Below are 21,591 nucleotides of genomic sequence, written 5' to 3' on the forward strand. Positions count from 1 at the left end.
ACGAAAGCGTTGACAAACAAATTTTTAGAACTGCAATTTGTTACGCAACATAAATGTATACATGTTATTTGGGTCCTATGAAAAAAATTAGTCTTTACTGCTCTTTAATCCTTATCTTTGCTGTATGTGTATCACTGAACGCGGATGCTCAGTCGTTTGTGCCCTCAGAACAGCAAATTCAACAGTTCAAAAATCTTCCATTGCAGGAACAGCAAAGGCTTTCCAAACAGATGGGCTTCGATATATCCTTGCTAAATGATCAAAATTCAAATCAAAACCGCAGTAATAATACTGAGCAAGAAGTCGATTTTATTACCAGAAAATTAAATAACGAGGAAATAGCCGATTCGCTATCTAAGCAAAGTATTGTTGAAGAAGATGCAGCAAAACTCAAACCTTTTGGCTATGATATTTTTCAAAACAGAGAAGAGGCAGTCAGATCTATTGCAAACATGCCTGTTCCTTCTAATTACATTGTGGGTCCAGGAGATTCTGTAAAACTCCAAATTTTTGGGAAAGAAACCGGCGAGTTTAACTTAGAAGTAAGTGGTGAAGGTAACATCAACTTACCAGATTTAGGTCCTTTAGAAGTTTCAGGTATTAGCTTTCAAGAGTTAAAGCAGTTAGTCAAAGAAAAGTATGAGCAACAAAAAATAGGAGTTTCAGCCTTTGTATCTATGGGGCAAATACGAACCATACAAATTTTTTTAGTAGGAGAAGTGCTTAAGCCCGGTCCCTTAATCGTTGGCGGGCTATCTACTATTACTACTGCACTTATCAACAGTGGTGGCGTAAACGAAATCGGCTCGCTTCGGAATATACAATTAAAGCGAGGCGGTCAAACAGTCGCTACTTTTGATTTATACGATCTAATTGTAAGAGGCAACACAAGAAACGACGCGCGCTTGGAGCAAGGTGATGTGATATTTGTGCCTACCGCTCAAAATATTGTGTCTATAGATGGCGAAGTAAGAAGGCCTGCTATATATGAGTTAACAGTAGAAGAAACGGTGACTGATTTAGTAGCGCTAGCCGGTGGCATTTTGCCCAGCGGTGATGCTGAATCACTGCAACTTGTCAGAAACATCCCTGGAAGTGGTTTAACGATTTTTTCGGTTGACACGTTATCGCCGCTCGCCAATGAGAAGTCGCTGATTAGTGGAGATTTTCTTCGCGTTCCTTCGGCGAATCTAGAATTTCAAAACGCTATCTTGGTCAATGGCGCTATAAACGTTCCTTCTTTAGTGGCAGACAATAATATATCATTAGCCGATATTATTACAAAACAAACGCTTTATTCTAACACCGATTTAAATTATGGCCTTATTGTTAGGAAACAAAGGTTTGCTAACAAAACTACCGTGATTCAGTTTAAGCCCGCTGAGATTTTATCTGGCGCCCACAACATACTTCTTACTGCATATGACGAGGTCATAATTTTTAGCCGCGTTGCCGAAGACGTTGTATCTGGCGTTGAAAGTCAAATTGTAGAAGCCAGTTTGGACACCTCACAAGATGAAATGCAAAACGAAGAGGAAGACTTTTTACAAGAGTTTGAAAAAAACAGGTTTACTACAAACGCTTTTACCAAAGAACCCACTACCGATTTTTCCAGAAAAGCACTGCTGGCGCCTTTAATATCTAGATTGAAAAGTGAAGCGTCTGAGAAGCATCCTGTGCAGCTTATTGAGGTCAACGGTCAAGTAAACTATCCTGGGATTTATCCAATTGCGGTTCAAGATAATTTACAGTCAGTTCTGAATGCCGCAGGCGGGCTAACTGAATCGGCTCACTTAGAAGCGGCAGAAATTACATCCTTGACAGTAGAAAATGGCAAGTCAAACATCATACATAGACAGATAAATTTAATAAGTCAAATGCTTATGCCTTATCACCAGCAGGTCAAACTTGTGTCTAAAGACATTCTAAGCGTGTCGAGAATTCCGCAGTGGTTTGAAAATAACTCTGTAGAGTTAAAAGGTGAAGTTGTTTTCCCTGGAACTTATCAAATCGCGAGTGGCGAAACTCTATCGAGTGTAATCGCCAGAGCCGGCGGGCTTACGGATGATGCTACTGCGAATGCAGCTGTGTTTTCGCGAGAAGAGCTAAAACAAAAGGAGCGTGAAAATATAGATAAAGCGTTAGATGACCTTAGGCAACAGCTTGCTAATAACAATTTGAGCAGCGGTCAGTTTTCCAGAACTATTGATTACGATAATGCGACTAAAGTGCTAGATGATCTAGCTGAGGTAGAACCTTTAGGTAGGTTTGTTATTGATTTGCCTGCAATCGTCTCTGGCAATATTGCCGAGGATTTTACCTTAAAAGACGGTGATGTTTTACTTGTTCCTAATATAACGCCGGCAATATCTATTATTGGAGAAGTTTTTGTTGCTACAACCTTTAGGTTCGATAAGAAATTGTCTGTGAACGATTATATTGAACTTGCTGGTGGCGTTCGTGATTTTGGAGATGCGTCGAAATTGTATATAGTTAAAGCTAATGGTTCTGTAAAAATACCCGATAGGGATTTTTGGTTTGCTGGTACGTCTGAACAATTGTTGCAGCCGGGAGATACAATTGTTGTTCCTAGAAATGTTACTAACTACGACAATATAACACTTTGGCAGGGAATTACGCAGATAATTTATCAGTCTGCTGTAGCGCTAGCGGCTGTAGGTAGCCTTTAATTAGTCAATTAAGACTGGAAATTGTAGAGATTAATTTTGGTAGTAAGGGAAGAGGGATTGATTTTTTTTTAGCATTTTAGCGGCCTTTCTTTAACTAGGCTAGTATTTATAAGGCTAAATTATGGTCTTTTGTTAAGGTGAGCACAACATAAATGAAGAGTATTGAAATTTGCGTATTTATTACTCGGTGCAAACTTTAGCCCGGTGTATTTCAACGTTATCAATGTCGATAAATTTCAAGGGAATGAGCTTTTTTCAGCCGTTTTTAGGTGAAAGTTCTCAAGCCAAAAGTGAACAGAGAGCAGCAAATTTAGTACTTGTTTTTGCTAAGTATGTAATTATACTTGAACCTCGGTCTACATGGATGTGTTATGAATAAAAAAGTACAAAATTTAAGTGCCAAAAACAGCGAGACCAATTTGTCTTCGAACGTGATTGTAATGATATTAAACTCATCAAGAAAAGCTAAACGTTTAATTACGTTATCTGTCGATGCTGTGTTTTTGTTTCTTTCGTTTTGGACAGCTTTATTTATACGTTTAGATTCTACATATCCACTTGTGAACGTTCAATATTGGCTTATATTATTGGCTGTTCTTCCAATCAGTATTTTGATTTTTATCAGATTAGGTCTGTATCGGGCAGTTCTAAGGTATATGAGTTCCAAGGCTGTTTGGGCTATAGTAGCCGGGGCTTTGTTATCTACCTCAGCCTTAGTATTAGTTGCTTTTTTCTCAACAATCCCGATTCCACGTACCATGCCTCTTATTTACGCAGCATTTATTTTGTTGAGTGTAGGAGGCTCAAGACTTGTCGTAAGAGCACTAATTGCTCAGTTTGCAGTTACTAATAAGAGACCAGTCGTTATCTATGGGGCTGGTTCTGCTGGACGCCAGTTGGCTAATGGCCTCGCTGCTGGCCCTGAGTATTTCGTTACGGCGTTTATTGATGATGACATTTCGAAGCAGCGGTCAATAATACAAGGGATTCCAGTAGTTGACTTGGCAAACTTAAGAAGCTTAATTGCCGATTGCAAGGTCCATAAAATACTATTAGCCTTACCAAGTGTTAGTCGCACACGACGTAACCAGATTATAACTCAACTTGAACATATGTCGGTAAAAGTACAAACCACACCGGGTATTAAAGATGTGGTAGAAGGAATAGCATCTAGCGATGAATTAGTCGATGTCGAAATTGAGGACTTACTCGGCAGAGAGCCGGTAAATCCTATTTCTCAATTAATGGCACAACACATAACTGGCAAAAATGTCATGGTGTCGGGCGCGGGTGGTTCGATTGGTTCTGAGTTATGTCGACAAATTCTCAAATACAAACCTGTCAAATTAGTTTTATTCGAGCTATCTGAGTTTGGCCTCTACGAAATTGAAAAAGAGCTTTCTGAGTATATTTTGAAGAATGGTCTATATACTAAACTCTACCCGATAATGGGCTCAGTGCAGCGCATCAATCGTGTAGAAAATGTGATGAAGTCCTTCAACGTGCACACTATTTACCATGCGGCAGCATACAAACACGTGCCGCTAGTAGAACAAAACGTGGTTGAAGGTGTTCGGAATAATGTCTTTGGCACTTACTATACTGCCCGTGCTGCAATAAATTCTAATGTTGAAACCTTCGTCTTAATATCTACAGACAAAGCTGTCCGGCCCACTAATACGATGGGCGCAAGTAAACGTATGGCCGAACTCGTTTTACAGGCTCTTGATAAATCCAGTGTGAATACAGGAACACGTTTTTGCATGGTCCGTTTTGGCAATGTATTAGGCTCATCTGGCTCTGTCGTTCCCTTATTTCGACGACAAATTAGGGAAGGTGGCCCAATAACACTGACCCATAAAGATATTACCCGTTACTTTATGACCATTCCAGAAGCAGCTCAACTTGTTATTCAAGCTGGCGCAATGGGCAAAGGCGGTGAAGTTTTTGTACTAGATATGGGGGAATCTGTCCGAATTAAAGACTTAGCTGAGAAAATGGTTAGGTTGTCTGGTTTAAACGTTAAGGATGAATATAACCCAGACGGTGATATCGAAATTAAATGTACCGGTTTACGACCAGGCGAAAAGCTATTTGAAGAGCTCCTAATTGGTGATAACGTTTTAGAAACATTTCACGAGCGAATTCTAATGGTAAATGAGGCCATGTTAACGTGGGAAGATTTATCTGTTATTTTAGAAAATCTAGATAAAGCTTGTCATGATTTTGATCATGAGGTTATTCGCCAAATTCTGCTAGACGCGCCTATAGGGTTTAACCCAACCGACGGCATTTGCGATCTAGTGTGGTCACAGCGAAAGCAAGAGCAAGAGGCCGAGTCGGTGAAAAAGCCAAAACTAAATCTAATTAAGTAATAGCATTTAAGTGTTCCACAATTGTAGGTACGCGTTTCAGGGTATAGAACAGCAACGCTTCACTAATAGAGCTCGCAAATTTTTTTGCTATTACTTCAGAAATTTGTCAAGTATATCAATAGCAAATTCCAAGCTGGGGTTGGTGTACTAATTCATCTTATATAGGATCCACAAATGAAAGTAACCGTTTTCGGCATAGGCTATGTTGGCCTTGTACAAGCTGCCGTTTTAGCCGAAGTAGGCCACGATGTTGTATGCGTAGACGTAGACCAAAATAAAGTTAATAACTTAAAAAAAGGTATTATCCCAATCTATGAGCCAGGCTTAACGCCACTAGTAAATAGTAACTTCGAAGCCGGAAGAGTCGTTTTCACTACAGACGCTGCGCAAGGTATAAAACACGGTGATGTCATTTTCATAGCTGTAGGTACACCACCTGATGAAGACGGTTCAGCTGATTTAAAATACGTATTAGCGGTAGCCAGTTCCGTTGCTGCTAACATGCAGTCTCATAAAATTATTATAAATAAGTCCACTGTTCCCGTAGGCACCGCCGACAAGGTTACAGCTAAAATTACTGAAGTATTGAAAAAAAATGGCAAAGATGTGTCATTTGACGTGGTCTCAAACCCCGAATTCCTCAAAGAAGGCGCTGCTGTTAACGACTGTATGCGTCCCGACCGAATTATACTAGGCACCACAAGCGAGCGCTCTGAAAAGAAGCTTCGCGAGCTTTACGCACCCTTCAACAGAAACCACGACAAAATAATTATAATGGACGTACGCAGCGCTGAGCTGACTAAATACGCCGCAAACTGCATGCTGGCCACCAAAATTAGTTTCATGAACGAAATGGCAAACCTTGCCGAAAAATTTGGTGCCGACATTGAAAATGTGCGTAAAGGCATTGGCAGCGATCCAAGAATAGGTTACCAATTCATTTACCCAGGCTGCGGTTACGGCGGCTCATGCTTTCCCAAAGATGTGCAGGCGCTTATTCGCAGTGCAACAGCCGTTGGCTACGACGCCAAAGTATTGCAAGCAGTAGAGGCAGTAAACTACCGCCAAAAAGAAAAACTATTCGACTATATAATGCGTCATTACAATAACGACGTAAAAGGCAAAACAATCGCACTGTGGGGTCTATCGTTCAAACCTAATACCGACGACATGCGCGAAGCCTCTTCTCGCGTACTCATGGAAAAATTATGGGAGCAGGGCGCTAAGGTACAAGCCTATGACCCTGAAGCCATGCAAGAGACCCAACGCATATACGGCTCGCGGCCCGACCTATCCCTAATGGGTACTAAAGAAGCGAGTTTAAATAACGCGAGCTGTTTGGCTATTTGCACCGAGTGGCAGGCCTTTAGAGCGCCAGATTTTGACTTGATTAAAAGGGCAATTAGCGATGACGTTATTTTCGACGGTCGTAATTTATTTGAACCTTCAATAGTATCGGAACACGGATTGCAGTACTACGCAATTGGACGCGGTATGTCGGTGGTGCCTGTCGTATAAAATGCTCATGAACACGGCCTAGTATTCAAAGTTTCATGGACGTAATAATTTAATAAGTAGGAAGCGTAAAATGAGTCAGGTAAGAAAAGCAGTTATCCCCGTAGCCGGTCTTGGTACCAGAATGTTGCCTGCAACCAAAGCTATCCCCAAAGAAATGCTGCCAGTGGTCGACAAGCCTCTTATTCAGTATGTAGTAAATGAGTGTGTGAAGGCGGGCTTAAAAGAAATTATTTTGGTAACTCACGCCAGTAAAAATAGCATAGAAAATCATTTCGATACCTCGTTTGAGCTTGAAGCGACGCTTGAAAAGCGTGTTAAGCGCCAGTTGCTAGAAGCCGTAAAACAAATTTGTCCTAAAGACGTCACCATTATGCATGTGCGCCAAGGCGTTGCTAATGGTTTAGGCCACGCTATTATGTGTGCCCTGCCATTAGTGGGCGACAGTCCTTTTGCGGTGGTATTGCCCGACGTTATTATTGATGACTCTACCAGCAATCCTAAAAAGGACAACCTGGCTGACATGGTTGCCAAGTTCAATACTAGCCGTGTAAGTCAGGTTATGGTTGAACAGGTTGCTCAAGAAGACGTGTCCAATTTTGGTATTGTAGATTTGGAAGGCAAGTCATTAGCGCCGGGCGAGTCTGCAAAGATCCACAAAATGGTTGAGAAGCCCGCGTTAGAAGATGCGCCGTCTGACCTAGCGGTAGTAGGACGTTACGTGTTGTCTGAAAAAATATGGGATTTGTTGGGTAAAACCCTACCCGGTGCCGGCGGCGAAATTCAGCTCACCGATGCAATAGATGCATTAATGGAACATGAACAAGTAGATGCGTACTACATGAAAGGCAAAAGCCACGACTGCGGCAGTAAGCTTGGCTATATGAAGGCTAACGTTGAATATGCTATGCGCCACCCTGAGTTAGGCGACGAGTTTACTAAATACTTAACTAACATGTTTGCTAACAAGTAGTCTGCATATCGCAGTTTCCACCCCGGCAAACTAAAAAAGCGCGTTCATACAAACGAGCTTTTTACTTAGTTTGTTGGTAAATTTGTAGTTATTGAAAAAGTGCACTATAGACGAACTCATATTCATTATAGTGATGTGCTTGAATTAACAGGAAACGTCGCAATAAAGAAAGCCGAAAATTATCACTTGTTTTTGCTAACTAAAGATCTATAATAAAGTTCCTAATGACATGGAATTGTTATGATTAAGAATTTTAAAAATACGAGCGCAAATAATAGCGAGAGTAAATTGTCTTCAAACGTAATTATAAAAATATTAAACTCACCAAGAAAAGCTAAACGTCTTCTTACGTTAACGGTGGATTCTGCCTTTGTCTTCTTATCGTTTTGGCTTGCTTTGTTTATTCGTGTAGACTCAATATTGCCTTTAATGAATATTCAGTATTGGCTTATATTGTTAGCCGTTCTGCCTACCAGTATTTTAATTTTTGTTCGACTGGGCCTATATCGCGCTGTACTAAGATACATGAGCTCAAAAGCCGTTTGGGCAATAGTTGCAGGCACCTTATTATCTACCGTTACTTTAGTACTTGTTGCCTTTTTCTCAACAATTGACATCCATCGAACCATGCCACTCATTTATGCTGCACTTATCTTATTAAGTGTAGGCGGCTCAAGACTAGTCGTAAGGGCGCTAATCGCTCAGTTTGCAGGTACAAACAAAAAACCGGTTGTGGTATATGGTGCAGGCTCAGCCGGGCGTCAGTTAGCAAATGCACTCACCACAGGTCCTGAATATTTTGTAAGTGCTTTTATTGACGACGACGTAACCAAGCAGCGCTCAATAGTCCAAGGCATTCCAGTAGTTGGCATTTCTAGTTTAAGAGGCTTAATTGTCGACGGTAAAGTCGACAAAATACTGTTAGCTTTGCCAAGCGCTAGTCGTTCAAGACGAAACCAAATTATATCGCAGCTTGAACATCTGTCGATAAAAGTACAAACCATGGCGGGCATAAAAGACATGGTGGAAGGCGTAGCAAACGCCGACGAGTTAGTTGATGTAGAAATTGAAGATCTGCTGGGCAGAGAGTCAGTAAACCCCATTTCGCAATTAATGGCGCAGCACATAACGGGTAAAAGCGTTATGGTGTCAGGTGCCGGTGGCTCTATTGGCTCTGAGCTATGTCGACAAATTCTAAAATACAAGCCGGTTAAGCTGGTGTTGTTTGAACAATCTGAGTTTTGCCTATATGAAATAGAAAAAGAGCTTTCAGAATATATTTCAAAAAATCGCTTGCAAACGAAGCTTATTCCCATAATGGGCTCAGTTCAACACCTTAACCGCGTTGAAAATGTGATGAAGTCATTTAATGTTCACACAATTTATCATGCCGCCGCTTATAAACATGTGCCACTGGTTGAGCAAAATGTGGTTGAAGGGGTCAGAAATAATGTATTTGGCACCTACCACGCGGCGCTCGCCGCGATTAACGCTAACGTTGAAACCTTCGTACTTATTTCGACCGACAAAGCGGTTCGTCCCACCAATACCATGGGTGCAAGTAAACGCATGGCCGAACTCGTGCTTCAGGCGCTAGACAAATCACAAATAAATAATGGAACTCGGTTCTGCATGGTGCGATTTGGCAATGTTTTAGGGTCATCAGGCTCCGTGGTGCCGCTATTTAGACGTCAAATCAGGGAAGGCGGCCCAATAACGCTTACCCATGAAGACATTACGCGCTACTTTATGACCATTCCAGAGGCTGCTCAACTCGTTATTCAAGCCGGTGCTATGGGCAAAGGCGGTGACGTTTTTGTGTTAGATATGGGCGACTCGGTACGCATAAAAGACTTAGCCGAAAAAATGGTGAGACTGTCCGGTTTAGACATTAAAGATGAGAATAATCCAGATGGTGACATAGAGATTACCTGCACAGGTTTGCGCCCAGGAGAAAAGCTGTTTGAAGAACTGTTAATTGGCGATAACGTTTTAGAAACCTTTCACGAACGGATTTTAATGGCCAATGAAGCGATGCTAACGTGGGATGACTTATCTGTCATTTTAGATAGTTTAGATAAAGCCTGCCATAACTTTGACCATGAGCTTATTCGCCAAATATTGCTTGATGCGCCTACCGGTTTTAACCCAACAGATGACATATGTGACTTGGTTTGGTCGCAGCTAAAGCCTGAAAAAGAGGAAGAAGCGCTGGCTAAAAAGCCAAAACTCAATCTCATAAAATGATATTAATCAATATCACCGTCAATTAAACAATGTGTTTGCGCACGGTCATATATCAGTATGTCAAAAGGTTTAAGCGGCTATTCTCCAATGCTCTTTAATTTCTTCTAGTCGTATTTCTTTGGCAGCGCCAATGGCTTCTGCATCCGACAATAAATCTAGAAAGTAACTCACTGGATTATTTTTTTCTAGGCTTTCCATATACAAAGATCTCAGAGCTGCATCGCTTGTTCTTTGAATAGTCGACGTCTTTTTCTCATAACGAGCTTTTCCTCAATCAGATGGTTAATGAAGCATTAGTGTAAATTATTCATAGGTCTTGAGTATTAAAAAACCGATATATAAAATATCGGCTCTAATTATTTTTAATGTTCACTGTCAATATAAGTTCTGAATTATCAACAAATTAAGTAAACGGCTTGTTCATACAGACGAGCTTTTTAAAGATGTAATAATGCTAAACAAACACGAAGGCGCCTAATTTTGCCAGCATTTTTGGGCCTATGCCGCGTACGTTAACTAACTCTTCTACGCTTAAAAACTTGCCGTTTAGTTTGCGATAGTCAACAATGGCCTGTGCTTTTTTAGCGCCTATGCTCGGCAAGATTGAAAGCTCTTGCACATTCGCTTTGTTAATATCAATTGGCGCCATTGCAGTGCCTAAGGTACTTGCAACATTAGTGGTACTTTTGGCATTAGCGTTATTTGCGCTGCTGGTAGCCAACATTTGACCCACACTAGCAAATTTCTCAAAATCGTCTGAAAAAGCAGGCATGCTGGCGGCAGCATTCGCTGAATACTGGCTTGCTCCGTTAAGCAGTAAAACACACAGCATCATCCAATTTGGTAATTTCATTTTGTATATCCTTATATAGTGATTTGGTTTTTAAGTGCTTATTTGCACTATCACAAAGACTACATAAGAAAATACCTTTCTAATACTTGGCTTTTGGTACAGAATTACGCAAGCATTGCTAAATATTCATAAGCAAACTATTTCAAACTATTCCAAACCATTAAAGTGTAGCCATGATCACAGATATTACCTATCAATTTGAATCCCACACCCAGGCCAGCCGTTTCATAAACGAGTTACAGCACTGGGATAAACAAAGCGTAAAGGCAAAGCTCTTCGCAAAATCAAGCATGGTAAAAGTTAGCTACGAGTTTGACGGCAAAGGCTTTGATTATACCTGTTCAGATTTAGATGACTTAGCCAGCGCGCACAAGGGCGCAGAATACTGAGCTTATCAGCTCTCAGCATCAGACACATTAATCACGTAACAAGGCTCGTAAGGCGCCCCATTTAGCTTCATTCGTCCCTGCTTCACAAAAGAAGCAAGTAGAACATCCATTTTACGCATCAAGCTGGCATCACCGTGCAGCTCAAAAGGCCCATGCCGTTTTATCTCTTCAATTCCCTCAGCTTTTACATTGCCTGCCACAATACCTGAGAAGCATTTTCTTAAATTAGCCGCAAGTGACGAAATAGGCTGCTCCAAACTCAAATCTAAAGCTTTCATCGATTCATGCGTTGGAATAAACGTTTGCTGAAAATCTTCTGGTATATGCAAAGTCCAATTAAAGTTATAAGAATCACCCACTTTGCGTCGGTATTCCAACACCTCTTCTTGGGCGATATTTAAGGCGCTGCCTACTTTACTGGCATCCCCCGTAATAATTTGATACATGCTTTGCGCTTCTTTACCTAGCGTTGCACCTACAAAGTCGTCAATCGCTTCAAAATAGTCTTTACGACTTGCCGGCCCGGTTAGGATGAGCGGTATTTTCTGGTCTTTATTTTTCTCATCTAGCAATAAACCCAGCAAATATAAAAGCTCTTCTGCGGTCCCCACGCCGCCAGGGAACACCACAATGCCGTGTGAAATGCGCACGAATGCTTCTAAGCGTTTCTCAATGTCGGGCATTATAATGAGTTCGTTCACAATGGCATTGGGCGGCTCAGCGGCAATAATGCTGGGCTCGGTAATCCCTAAGTAGCGTCCTGTTTTCACTCTTTGCTTGGCATGCCCAATGGCCGCGCCTTTCATGGGGCCTTTCATGGCGCCTGGGCCGCAGCCTGTGCAAATATTCATGCCGCGCAGGCCTATTTGGTAGCCTACTGCTTTGGTGTATTTATACTCTTCAACCGGAATTGAGTGACCGCCCCAGCATACAATCATGTTGGCGGGCTCGGTGCTGCCTAAGGCGTCTGAATGGCGCAGCATGTCAAATACCACGTGGGTGGCAATATTCGCGGGGGTAGGCGTGCGAATTCTGTGTTTGGCTGAATCGAACTGAGCGTTGTGTTTGCTGCTCATGTAGAGCATGTCGCGCAATACCGCGAAAAGGTGCTCATGCACACCGGCGATTAACTTGCCGTCTACAAACGCGTTTTGTGGTGGATTGATCAGCTCTATTTTGACGCCACGCTCTTTGCGTGCCAGCTTAACGTTGAAATTTTTGTAGGTTTCAAACAGGGCTTCAGCATCGTCTTGTTCTACGCCTGAGTTTAATACCGCTAAACAGCAGTTTCTGAAAATTTGGTACATGTCGTCGGTGGTAGATTGTTCCAGCAAATTCATTTCAAGCTGCGAGAGCTGCGACATCGATCCTACGGGATTAAGTCTTACAGTGTTGGTCATTTACGATCCTTTTTTAGTGTATCTTATCGCATAAGCGATATATTCCGATGCAAAGCACTATTTACCTTAGGCTACTGCCTGGCTAATCGAACATTGTTGTAAGGCGCTTCAAAGTTTGAACGAAATGGATTTATGTCTAGGCCACCTCGGCGGGTATATCGGGCATAAACACTGAGTTTTTTTGGTTTACAGTGGGTGAGTATGTCGTAAAATATTCGCTCTACGCACTGTTCGTGAAATTCATTGTGCTGGCGAAACGATATTAAATAACGCAGTACACTTTCTTTGTCTATTTGTTTGCCTGAGTATCTAATTTGTACACTGCCCCAGTCCGGTTGGTTCGTTATTAAGCAGTTTGATTTTAATAAATGGCTAATAAGGGTTTCGCTGACCACCTCATTATGCGTGGTAAGTGACGACGCCGACAAATTATAATCGTCAATAGCGATGTCTAAATCGTCAATGACGCAGGCGGGGAAGTCTGCATTAGCATGGCTGGGCAAGTCGCCAATGCGAATATTAGCAAATGCTGCACAAGGTACTAAGCTTAGCTTTACTGGCCGCCCCGCGCAGGCAGACAAATCTTTTTGCATCAGCCCTAGCACTTCTTCTTCACTGGCAAAGCGCGTTTGGTTAAAGCTGTTTAAGTATAGTTTAAACGATTTAGATTCAATCAAGTTGGCTGAATCTATGGGTACATCGCACTGCATAATAGCCACCACAGGCTTACCTTTGGTGTTAAGCCAAGACACTTCGTAGGCATTCCACGTGTCTACGCCGGTAAATGGCAGCTCAAGCGGCAAGTTGATGGTGTCTCTGCTTAAACTACGCGGCACTTGCTGTAGCAAGCTGGCGTCGTAATGCTGTGCATAAGCCGTGGTTTTGCCAAGTACTAAATGATCCAATCTTTTCTCCGTGTATAAATAGCGTATGTCGTTAACTAACATATCGCGGGTATTAGAAAATGCGTCGCAATTGGGTATAATAACAAAATACTCATGCATGCCCCATAGTTAGCGCAAAGTTAAATAACTTTTTTGCACTGTGTAATGCACTATTAAAGTAGCTTATGTCTTATACACTGCTGTATAAAACGCGAATAGCGCCAAAGTGGCTTTATTATACATAGCTGCACCTTTCACTTTATTAGCCTCTCAGGAAGCACTATATGTCATTACCCATTGACTCAAAAACCCCATTTACACAAGTATTCGATGCCTTCATACACTCATATATCGACCATTCTACAAACGATAACATGGGGCTTATTACGTATTTTGACAAGCAGTGGCTAAGCCCCTGTCTTCAATCGTTTAACATTGAAGCGGCTGACGATGGCGACGAAGTGCCTTGGAAACCGTCTTTACGTGATCAGCAAGCCTCATTAGTTAACTTAGAAGAGGCGCTTGACTTGCGCATACCGAGTGAGCTTCAGGCGCTATTTTGCCGCTATTATTCGCACGATCTCAACGCTAGCGCTGCAAACGGTAAGCTCACTATCTTGCAGGTGTGGAACGAAGAAGATTTTGATCGTTTGCAAAAGAATCTGATTTCTCACGTGCTAATGAAGCGACGTTTAAAACAGGCTGAAACGCTGTTTTTTGCATTAACCGACGAAGAAGACTTTATTTTATCGGTAATGCTAAGCACCGGCGCGGTTGTGCTAGAGCAGGTTGGCAAAGAGCCCCAGCGTGAAATTGCATCGTCGTTAAGCGCGTTTATGGCCCAGATAAGTCCTGCACCTGAGCTTGTAACGCTATAAGCTGCTGAGTTAGTTTTTCAAGCTGCTGTTCAAGCAGCGCAACTCTGCTTTCACACGCACAGGTGCTTAAGTGCTGAGTGGCTTGTGCAGCAGGCGTGTCTTTACTCTTTTTGCTGTTCTCATTTGAAGTGTCATCACGCATCACTATGCCTAATTTTCGATTCACCTGATACTGTTGAATGCCTTTTACAACCGCTGCTAGGGGTACCTTATTTAACAGCGTTGCCCGCACAAGTCCTACCGTCGGTTTTTTGCCCGCCTTAACTAACTCAGCGCAGGCCTTAATTACATCTTGGTTATGCATACTAATAGTCATTGTTACTTTTAAACGAATAATTAGTCATATTGTTAATTAAATAGTCTACTTTACATAAGTATATTTTCACAATTTCGCTCTAAAATCGCTAAATCTATGAAAGTAAACGGGTTTTTAATTGTGGTCTAATTGTTGTTAACAGCAAGCTTGAAGCACATGTATTTACGTGTGCATATCATCAATTTCACACAACACAATATCAAGTAAAAAAAAGAGGCGTATTATGAAAAAGACTATAATTGCAATCGCACTAACGGGCTTACTACTGTCGGGCTGCGTCATTAAAATTGGCGACGATTATGAAGACGATAGCGACAGCCATTCATCGTGGAGCAAAATTGAAAAAGAAAATCGCCAAAAAATTAGCGAGCTTAGCCCCGGTTCAGCTATCTCAATGGTAAGACTGAGCATGGGCGTGCCTGCTTTTGATGAGCTTATTGTCAAAGACTCTAAAGAGTATAGAGTGCTGTTTTATCGAACTCAGCGCATCGACGCAGACGGTATCACTAGCAAAGATGAATGCACGCCTGTGTTATTTGCTAACGGCGAACTGATAGGTTTTGGCAGCACGGCTTTAGATGCTATTTAAGCTTATCTTCACAAGCTTGATGTAAATCAATTGTTAGTGCGCCAGTATATCGTTTACACTTAAGTTACTACTCATATTGTTCAAAAGGTTAGGTAAATGAAAACCGCTAACGTAATGCCCAATTTAGAGAAAATTAAAGCGGCGTATTTAGGCGCTGACGATCTTAAAGTGGCAGCCTCTTTATTATACAAGGCGTATTTAGATGATCCTTTGTTTATGGAAATTTTTCAGATCAACAAAGAGGGTTATGAAGCACGTTTACGCAGCGCTATAAAAGAAGAGATTAATACCTATTGGGATGCTTCACAGTCGCTTATTGGGATATATGAAGACGATCGCTTACTGGCGGTAAGTTGCTTAACACTGCCCGACACCACTTTTGGTGCCGGTAAGTTTTGGCACTGGCGTTTAAAAATGCTGCTTACTGCTGGGTATTTTGGCACTAAGCAAATGATCGCTAAAGAAGAAACAGTGCGCGAAAAAATACCCGCACAAAACTATCACATGCTCTCGCTTATAGGCGTGCACCCTGACTATCAAGATATGGGTTTAGGTCATGCGCTTATGAGTGCCATTTTAGGCTTGCTGATTGATGATGAAACGTCACAAGGCATTGGGGTGCTAGTCACTTTGCCTAAGTGTCTTTCGTTTTTTGAAGCAGGCGGATTCAAACTTGTTGAAGATATTACTGCAGGAGACATTAAAGGCAAGGTGATGTTTAGGCCCCGCAAGCCATAGTGGCATTTCAATATTTGCCTACACGTTTGTAAGTCATCTCTTACGTAAGTGTGGGCAATTTGACTATTATGCCCCTGCCTAGGTTCACTAATATAAGTAAAATCAATAATAAACATGCACTTATCAACAGCTAAACCATAAACTGCTGATTTATTTACACGCGTAGATTAAAAAAAGTTAACCATTAATATTGGCCAAAAGGTATTCTGAGTACGTCCTGGGGATACTTCATAAAAAAAGGTAAAGACCAAGACAGGACGTTAAGTTGATGGAACAGACAGCCAGCGGATGGTAATGGACAACACATTAAGTGTGAATCTGAGTGAATACGGACAAGCTCAGGCAGTAAAATGCAAAAGGACAATGGAACAAGGGAACAAGGGATCTGCACATGGCGTGTTGCCTGCTTAGGATTAGCGGGATAAAAATGGAAAGGGGTGTAACGGTTTTTTCGGGATGAAATTTAAGCAATGGATAGCTGAGAGGGATGCTCAAAATTTTTAAGGCAGGCGCTCGCGTCTGCCTTCCTTCGTTATATGTGCAATTCAGCCCTAATAACCCGCCTCGTCTGACACAATTCTATAAGGCGGCAATTCAACGCTAATAACATGCTTGCCATGACTTACAATGGTGCCCGCATACTCTAGCTGACCGTCGCTGCTAAACTCCAGTTGATAGCTTAGCTGCCAGTCTAATCGCCCTTTATAAAACCTGAAGCTGGTGTTGGTGCGCGCTAGGCTAATGTACTGAAGCCTATGCTTGTTACAATATTGATTTGAATATTGCACCATAAATTCGGCAATTGAGCGCAAGCGCCAAAACTGTACCACTACCACCACTAATACTAATAGTATTATTATATTAGCTAAATCCACTGTGTATCCTTTTATAGCGCTTGTTTATTTAGGGCGCAAACAGCGCACTTATGGCCAATGAAACTTCTTTTGTACGCTGCGGCTGGCGCATGAAGCGCAGCATGCTGTTTCGTGTTTCGGGTATTTTTACAAGGTCTGCATACAAACCTTTGAAAAGCTGGTGGCTGTCATCGATAAGCGCAAGCTTGTGCATGAAATGCCCTAAGGTATTTTCGTTATTAAGCATCTGCCAGTATCTACCGGCAATAACAACGCAGGTTTCGAGACTTGGCGAGCTGTTACTTTGAGTAGTGCTTATAGCGTCACTGGCGCTGTTGTGTAAACCAATAAGCTGTTCTACATACCTTAAACACTCAGGCTGTGGTTTTACGCTCATCGCTCTTAAGCACAGGGCCGCTAAATTTGCATCAGTGCTTGCGCTATGCAAGCGTATCAAAGCTTGCGTTAGTGTGGGGCCTGCTTCAACAGACTCTAAACTCCCCAGCAAACACGTAAGTACTGGCGTTGGGTAGGCATTCAGGTTGTTAGCGATCAGGGTTTCAAGCGTATCTTGATGCAGATCTTGACGCATATTTTGTTGCGTGTATTGCTGCGTGTATTGCTGCGTGTCTTGCTGCATAGCGGGCAACATAGCGGGCAACATAGCGGGCAACACAGGGTTAATCACAAAATCGGCGACATCCTGCAGCGACAAGGCCTCCCATGCTTTTGAGTCGTGAATAGCATTTGGCGCCTGTAAGTAAGCCATCGCTTTTTCATTGGCCACGCGTTCAATCTTGAGCTCTTTTCTGATATGAGCATTGCAGTCTGCAAGCTGCTGTTGGCTTGGGACAAACACGTAAGGATTCTCTGGCAGCTGTGCTTGGCTATTGCCGGTATGCTCTAAGTGCTTGCCTAAAGCCTGTGTAATAATATCTAAAAACTGCTGCAAAGAGGCGCCTATCATTAAGCCACTTTCATCAAGGGGCAGCTTTATAAACCACATATAGTGCTGCGCGCTAAGGCTTTTGTTCCAAAACACAATGCAAAACCAAGCCTGATTTTGGCGTGGAAAGGCGCACGGTGCCTGCTGGTTTTCCCACTCAAAAAAAGTATTGTTAGAAACCTTTCGGATACCACGACCCATATCAAACACCTGAAACTGGGTGTGTGCTTGCAATAAAAATTCACTCAATGTCGAAATTGAAGCAGAAACAGACATGTAAATAAGAAACCTTTAAGGGATAAAAAACAATGCTGGTAGTATATGTTAAATAACTATTTAGTGTACAGGCAGCGCGCCCCTTAATCGTAAAACAAATGCTGGCGCGTGCAATAACAAAGAAGCATAAGCGCTAGTCGCTTTAAACTGGTAATTGAACATCCTATTACTCATCACGCAATGACCTTTACAAGCGCTGTTAATGCAGACTTGACACATGCTTTCTCTATTTTTGACCAAAACGTGATCGCAAATGAAAAATAAAACATATCTAACCTTTAATTTAGTGTGAATACCAACACGTTTGAGCGCTTGAGTGTTTATCGCAATAGCGCACTAATTATCGATTACCCAACATAAGGAATGACCAAGACAATGAGTAGTATTAGTATTTTTGCCGGTTCAGTATATGGCAACGCCCAGCATGTAGCTGAAGAAGTTAACGATATGTTGAATGCTCAAGGGATTGATTCAGAAGTATTTACCGATCCTGAAACGAGCGATTTTACCGACGCTGAATCTGTCCTAATTATTACCTCCACCACAGGGCAAGGTGACGTGCCGCCTAATTTAGAGCTTTTTTATAGTGATTTGCGCGACAGTTTCCCGCTTATGAACAACAAACCTTTTGCCGTTGCCGCCCTTGGTGACAGCAGCTATGGTGAAAGCTATTGCGGCGGGGGCAAGCAGTTTTTTGAGCTGCTAACTGAGCTGCAGGGCAAGCCAGTGGCTGAATTGTTTCGAGTAGACGCCTTAGAAACGCTCGCACCAGAAGAAGAAGTCGTGCCGTGGGTAAAAGCGATTGCTGAACACTTAATAAGGTAAATTGTTGGTTTACGGATAAAACCCTAGCAAAGTCTGCTTAATGCTAGGGTGATTAGCCCGATTGATTGGCGTATTCGGCGTAACGGGCGTTAAAAACAAGTTGCTGTGCGTCACACTCGCTGTAGCGAATGAGAAGATTGACTCGATTCGTTGGCTTGAGGGTACCGGGGCTGTTACTTTTCATATTACCGCTCATATTGACATTCATACTTGTGTTAGCGTCTCTGGCTTGTCCAGCTTGTTCTTAATGAGCCTTTTGACTAAAACCTGCTGCTCTTGCGTTAGCGCTTTGCCTTCACTGTTACAGACAATAAACACATCTTCAGCACGCTCGCCAATGGTCGCAATTTTGGCCATTTTCAAAGTAATGTTTACATCAACGAACAAGTGTCCAATACGTGCTAGTAAGCCCGGTGCATCTAAGGCTTCTAGCTCTATGAGGGTGCTGTCGTCTTGGCTGGAATAAAATCTCACTTTAGTTTGCACGTTTAAGTGTTTCATGCGACGCGACATTTTGCGCGAGTTCAAATGCGAGTGCCCGGGCTGTTTCAGCTGTTTTTGAATAGCCTTAACAAAATTATTAACCTGATACTCACTGCTTATGCGCTTGTTATCCTTATCTAGCACTATCATGCTGTCAAACACATAGCCGGTGGATGTGACCGATATTTGAGCGGCGTGTATTGAACAGTTTCTGCTGTCGATAACCGATGCAATTTGGGCAAATAGGGCGGGGCGATCTTTGCAGTATATGAGTAGCTCTGTGCCGCCTTTTGATGTTTTATTAGACGCGGCCACCATGAATTCGTCGTCGCCTAAGGCGCCTGCTTCGACTATTTGTTGCGTATGCCAAGCTATTTGTATCGGGCTAAAGCGGGCGAAATAATCATGATTATAATGCTGCCAAAGTGCGTGACAAGCGTCTAGATCAGCGTTACTTTGCGTTAACAAATCTATGGCCTTTGATTTATAGTCCTGAATTCTATCGTTTAGGGTCATTTGACACTGCAGACCATTGTCTAATGCTTTTTGCGTGAGCAAGTATAGCTCTCGCAGTAAAGACGCTTTCCAGTCGTTCCAAAGGCTGTGGTTGGTGGCGCGAATGTCGGCCAGTGTTAATACATACAATAAATCAAGCTGCTCTTGGCTTTTCACTAAGCCAGCAAAATCACGAATAACCTCGGGATCATAAATGTCCCGTCTTTGCGCCACGGTCGACATTAGTAAATGGTGCTTGACTAACCATGCAATAATTGCGGTGTTTTCTTTACTAATACCATGCTGGTCGCAAAAAACATGCACGTCTTTTTCGCCCAACAAAGAGTGATTACCGCCTCTTCCTTTTGCGATGTCATGAAAAATAGCGGCGATAAAAATAAGCTGCGGGCTTTCCAAGTTGTTAATAATGCGACTGCAGCGAGGAAACTGTTCTTGCTGAGTGTAGTATTGGCGCATATGTTTCACCAGTCGGTGAGTATGTTCGTCAACCGTGTAGGCATGAAATAAATCAAACTGCATCATGCCTACAATTTTATCCCATTCGGGCAAGTAAGACTGCAGTACACCGTGCTGATACATAACATCCCAGGCTAAATCAAAAAATTCAGGCTTAGACACCAGCTTTATAAAATACGCCCTACATTCGGGTATTTGATGATAATACGCCGACTGAAACATTCTGCGTGCATTACGAAGCTGCTGTAGACAATCCGCATCTAGGCCAACAATGGTAGGATGTTCACTAATGACATCCAAAAATCTTAAGATTTTAAGGGGTGATGCGAAAACGTGGGCATTAAGAGGCGAAATAAAGCCGTCGTTAACGCAAAAATCATCGTTTATAACAACACGCTTTTTCACTTTTAGGTTTAGAATGTCTTGTTTGAAACGCAGCATCAGCATGCTGTTTAGCTCACTCACTCGGCGCACAATCCTAAACAAATGCTTCATCATTTTTTCCACGCCTGGCTTACCGTCTCCAAAGCCAATTAGGCGCGCTACATCGGGCTGGTAATCGAATAAAAGTCTGTTTTCGCTGCGCTTGGCTACAAGGTGAAGTGCAAAGCGTATTTGCCATAGGTTACTTCTGCATTCAATGAGTTCGGCATGCTCAAGCTCATTAAAATATCCATGCCCGATAAGGGTTAAACCATCGTATTCTTTAAAATGTTTTTTAGCCACCCAGCCAATGGTTTGAATATCGCGCAAGCACCCGGGGTTTTCTTTGATGTTAGGCTCAAGGTTATAAGATGTGCCGTTAAATTTTGAATGGCGCAGACTTTGTTCTTCTAATTTAGCCAAGAAAAAGCTTTTACTCGACCAAACTTTTTCACTATTCACTTTTTTGATTAGTACGTTGAAGGTGTCTTTACAGCCGCATAAAAGACGTGCTTCAACAAGATTGGTGGCAATTGTAATATCGCTTTTTGCTAGTTTAAGCGTTTCTTTAATGGTACGAACAGACTGACCAACTTCTAACTTTATATCCCATAAAAACGTAATAAGCACAGATATTTTTTCTTGTGCTTCTTGGCTAAGGGCTCTGTCGGTTAATATGAGAAGGTCAATATCGGAGTAGGGCTGCATTTGGCCGCGGCCGTATCCGCCTACCGCACACAAGCTTAAGGAGCTAACAAGGTCAAGTTCTTGCAGCTGCCACGCTTTGCACAGCAGTGCGTCGGTGAACCTTGCGCGCTCTACTACAAGCTCGTCTACGTGTATGTTTGAGAAGTTTTGTTCAAGCCATTTGAAACTGTCAGTAACGCAGCCTTTAAAGGCTGCTATTTCACTCACTGACGTAATGTCTTGCAGCCTATCAATAATATTATTTAAATTTAACACGG

18 protein-coding genes are annotated in these 21,591 nt (G+C 42.3%); 10 read left to right on the forward strand and 8 right to left on the reverse strand.

Going from position 1 to position 21,591, the window contains the following annotated elements; translation table 11 throughout:
• Positions 1-77 precede the first annotated feature (77 nt).
• The 5 genes from BAE46_RS05845 to BAE46_RS05865 all read left to right on the forward strand — a co-directional run bounded on the left by BAE46_RS05845 (position 78) and on the right by BAE46_RS05865 (position 9,800).
• The gene (locus BAE46_RS05845) at positions 78-2,690 is read left to right on the forward strand and encodes an SLBB domain-containing protein (protein ID WP_070111977.1); all 2,613 of its coding nucleotides are present in this window, start codon (positions 78-80) and stop codon (positions 2,688-2,690) included.
• 440 nt (positions 2,691-3,130) lie between these two features.
• Entirely contained in the window at positions 3,131-5,065 is a 1,935-nt protein-coding gene (locus BAE46_RS05850) for a polysaccharide biosynthesis protein (RefSeq protein ID WP_070111978.1), read from the forward strand.
• Positions 5,066-5,239: 174 nt separating this feature from the next.
• A complete protein-coding gene (locus BAE46_RS05855) occupies positions 5,240-6,583 on the forward strand; it encodes a UDP-glucose dehydrogenase family protein (RefSeq protein ID WP_070111949.1) in 1,344 nt (447 codons plus the stop codon).
• Positions 6,584-6,653: 70 nt separating this feature from the next.
• Complete coding sequence (galU, locus tag BAE46_RS05860; protein ID WP_070111950.1) at positions 6,654-7,553, forward strand: UTP--glucose-1-phosphate uridylyltransferase GalU; 900 nt, start codon at positions 6,654-6,656, stop codon at positions 7,551-7,553.
• Between the two features lie 240 nt (positions 7,554-7,793).
• Positions 7,794-9,800 (forward strand): polysaccharide biosynthesis protein, encoded by a 2,007-nt coding sequence (locus tag BAE46_RS05865; RefSeq protein WP_070111951.1) that lies wholly within the window; start codon positions 7,794-7,796, stop codon positions 9,798-9,800.
• Between the two features lie 69 nt (positions 9,801-9,869).
• Here BAE46_RS05865 and BAE46_RS15085 read toward each other — a convergent pair whose 3' ends face one another.
• Entirely contained in the window at positions 9,870-9,998 is a 129-nt protein-coding gene (locus BAE46_RS15085; protein ID WP_280513151.1) for a hypothetical protein, read from the reverse strand.
• A gap of 256 nt (positions 9,999-10,254) precedes the next feature.
• Positions 10,255-10,653: a ComEA family DNA-binding protein gene (locus BAE46_RS05875; RefSeq protein WP_070111952.1), complete on the reverse strand. Its 399-nt coding sequence runs from the start codon at positions 10,651-10,653 to the stop codon at positions 10,255-10,257.
• Between the two features lie 173 nt (positions 10,654-10,826).
• Here BAE46_RS05875 and BAE46_RS05880 point away from each other — a divergent pair, with 173 nt between their 5' ends.
• Positions 10,827-11,042, forward strand: a complete 216-nt coding sequence (locus BAE46_RS05880; RefSeq protein WP_006004705.1) for a hypothetical protein — start codon at positions 10,827-10,829, stop codon at positions 11,040-11,042.
• Between the two features lie 5 nt (positions 11,043-11,047).
• On the opposite strand, the gene ppnN is transcribed toward BAE46_RS05880, so the two are convergent.
• Positions 11,048-12,442 (reverse strand): nucleotide 5'-monophosphate nucleosidase PpnN, encoded by a 1,395-nt coding sequence (gene ppnN, locus BAE46_RS05885; RefSeq protein WP_070111953.1) that lies wholly within the window; start codon positions 12,440-12,442, stop codon positions 11,048-11,050.
• Between the two features lie 71 nt (positions 12,443-12,513).
• Entirely contained in the window at positions 12,514-13,389 is an 876-nt protein-coding gene (gene queF, locus BAE46_RS05890; RefSeq protein ID WP_070111979.1) for an NADPH-dependent 7-cyano-7-deazaguanine reductase QueF, read from the reverse strand.
• Positions 13,390-13,610: 221 nt separating this feature from the next.
• On the opposite strand from queF, the gene syd reads away from it, so the two are divergent.
• Positions 13,611-14,204: a SecY-interacting protein gene (syd, locus tag BAE46_RS05895; protein WP_070111954.1), complete on the forward strand. Its 594-nt coding sequence runs from the start codon at positions 13,611-13,613 to the stop codon at positions 14,202-14,204.
• On the opposite strand, the gene BAE46_RS05900 is transcribed toward syd, so the two are convergent.
• Entirely contained in the window at positions 14,161-14,508 is a 348-nt protein-coding gene (locus BAE46_RS05900) for a DNA-binding protein (RefSeq protein ID WP_070111980.1), read from the reverse strand. The genes syd and BAE46_RS05900 overlap by 44 nt on opposite strands.
• A 235-nt stretch (positions 14,509-14,743) precedes the next feature.
• Between BAE46_RS05900 and BAE46_RS05905 the strand changes: the two genes are divergently transcribed.
• Together BAE46_RS05905 and BAE46_RS05910 are read left to right on the forward strand one after the other, a co-directional pair.
• A complete protein-coding gene (locus tag BAE46_RS05905) occupies positions 14,744-15,109 on the forward strand; it encodes a DUF3192 domain-containing protein (RefSeq protein WP_006004715.1) in 366 nt (121 codons plus the stop codon).
• A 96-nt stretch (positions 15,110-15,205) separates the two neighbouring features.
• On the forward strand, positions 15,206-15,847 hold the full coding sequence (locus BAE46_RS05910; protein ID WP_006004717.1) for a GNAT family N-acetyltransferase: 642 nt from the start codon (positions 15,206-15,208) through the stop codon (positions 15,845-15,847).
• Positions 15,848-16,398: 551 nt separating this feature from the next.
• Here the strand turns inward: BAE46_RS05910 and BAE46_RS05915 are convergent.
• Together BAE46_RS05915 and BAE46_RS05920 are read right to left on the reverse strand one after the other, a co-directional pair.
• Positions 16,399-16,722, reverse strand: coding sequence for a DUF3301 domain-containing protein (locus BAE46_RS05915; protein ID WP_006004719.1), 324 nt, complete (start codon positions 16,720-16,722; stop codon positions 16,399-16,401).
• A gap of 28 nt (positions 16,723-16,750) precedes the next feature.
• Entirely contained in the window at positions 16,751-17,923 is a 1,173-nt protein-coding gene (locus BAE46_RS05920) for a DUF3549 family protein (RefSeq protein WP_070111955.1), read from the reverse strand.
• Positions 17,924-18,298: 375 nt separating this feature from the next.
• Between BAE46_RS05920 and BAE46_RS05925 the strand changes: the two genes are divergently transcribed.
• Positions 18,299-18,748 carry a flavodoxin gene (locus BAE46_RS05925; RefSeq protein ID WP_006004723.1) on the forward strand — a complete coding sequence of 150 codons (450 nt, stop codon included), beginning with the start codon at positions 18,299-18,301 and terminating at the stop codon, positions 18,746-18,748.
• 204 nt (positions 18,749-18,952) lie between these two features.
• On the opposite strand, the gene glnD is transcribed toward BAE46_RS05925, so the two are convergent.
• Positions 18,953-21,589: a [protein-PII] uridylyltransferase gene (gene glnD, locus BAE46_RS05930; protein ID WP_070111956.1), complete on the reverse strand. Its 2,637-nt coding sequence runs from the start codon at positions 21,587-21,589 to the stop codon at positions 18,953-18,955.
• Positions 21,590-21,591: the final 2 nt, after the last annotated feature.

Origin of the sequence: Glaciecola punicea (genome assembly GCF_001756615.1) — a bacterium.
GTDB lineage: Bacteria > Pseudomonadota > Gammaproteobacteria > Enterobacterales > Alteromonadaceae > Glaciecola > Glaciecola punicea.